Origin of the sequence: Caldisericum insulae, from assembly GCF_047785965.1 — a bacterium.
GTDB classification, from domain to species: Bacteria; Caldisericota; Caldisericia; order Caldisericales; family Caldisericaceae; genus Caldisericum; species Caldisericum exile_A.
In genome coordinates this window covers 1-988 of record NZ_JBLOBF010000029.1, presented here as the reverse complement: position 1 = coordinate 988, position 988 = coordinate 1, and the positions used below count along the sequence as shown (strand labels likewise).

The 988-nt window shown below is 37.8% G+C and carries 1 protein-coding gene; it reads left to right on the top strand.

Going from position 1 to position 988, the window contains the following annotated elements:
* Nucleotides 1-19: 19 nt before the first annotated feature.
* Nucleotides 20-988: glutamate--tRNA ligase (gene gltX / locus ACMV0E_RS08060; RefSeq protein WP_416085867.1), on the top strand; the 969-nt coding region annotated here is incomplete at its 3' end.

The following is a 988-nucleotide window of genomic DNA, read 5'->3' as shown; positions in this document are numbered from 1 at the left end:
TCTTTTTTCGGAGGTACACGTGGTAAGAGTTCGTTATGCACCCTCTCCAACAGGAGAGATACACATAGGTAATGCAAGAACTGCACTATTTAATTATCTATTTGCTCGTCACAACAAAGGCACATTTATTCTAAGACTTGATGATACAGATGAAAAACGTTCTACCCAAGAAGCCATTGACAGTATGATAAGAGATATAACATGGCTTGGCCTTGATTGGGATGAGGGATACCTAAAAGGTGGAGACTTTGGTCCCTATAGACAAAAAGAACGCATTGATATATACAATCACTACATCGATATTCTCCTTCAAAAAGGTTATGCCTACGAACTCTACTACACAGATGAAGAAGTTGAATCCATTCGTGAAGAATATGAAAAAACACTCAAAACATTCTCCTATAGAATTCTCAAAGAAAACGAAACAGAAGAAAGGAGAAGATCCTTCAAAGAAAAAGGAATCACCCCTGCCATAGTGTTTAAAGTGGAAGAAAACAAAGAAATTGTAGTCCATGACCTTGTAAGAGGAGATGTTGTCTTTAATTCAAATGAATTCAAGGACTTTGTAATAAGAAGATCCAACGGTCTTCCCGTATATAACTATGCAACAGTAATTGACGATGCTCTTATGAGAATAACTCATGTAATAAGAGCAGAAGAACACCTATCAAATACCCCAAAACAGATACTCATCTTTGAAGCCCTCAACTTTCCTCTTCCCACATTTGCCCATATATCTCTTATCCTTGCACCTGATAGAACAAAACTCTCCAAAAGACATGGTGCAACCTCCTTAGGCCAATTCAGAGATCTGGGTATCCTTCCTGAGGCCATGTTTAACTTCCTTGCTCTCCTTGGTTGGTCTCCCAAAGATAACAGGGAATTTTTCACCAAAGAAGAACTCATAGAACTCTTTGATCTATCAAATGTCAATAAAGCCCCTGCTATCTTCGACTTTGAAAAACTCAAATGGATGAATCATAAATAT